At 61.7% G+C, this 214-nt stretch carries 1 protein-coding gene; it reads right to left on the bottom strand.

What is annotated here, in order from left to right:
* The coding region (locus tag ORL50_RS28920) for a cytochrome ubiquinol oxidase subunit I (protein WP_266020131.1) at positions 1 to 214 on the bottom strand (214 nt) is incomplete at both ends.

The following is a 214-nucleotide window of genomic DNA, read 5'->3' as shown; positions in this document are numbered from 1 at the left end:
GGTCACCACCCAGCCACTGAGCATCGCCACCAATCCAGCCGGAGCCATGAGCACACACCCGCGCAGCATCCAACGCGCAGCGTACAGCCTTTGTCGCCATCGCAATACCAAACTGCTCAGACCCTGCGCGAACATCAATACGCCCAGACCGACCATGATGCGAAAAGCGAAGAACACCGCTGGCACCGGCGGGATGTCCTGGGGCGGGAACTCA

The organism is Pseudomonas sp. RIT-562, from assembly GCF_026241895.1.
GTDB classification, from domain to species: Bacteria; Pseudomonadota; Gammaproteobacteria; order Pseudomonadales; family Pseudomonadaceae; genus Aquipseudomonas; species Aquipseudomonas mandelii_F.
The sequence above is the reverse complement of the archived record's forward strand: the minus strand, read 5'-3'. Positions and strand labels throughout refer to the sequence as shown.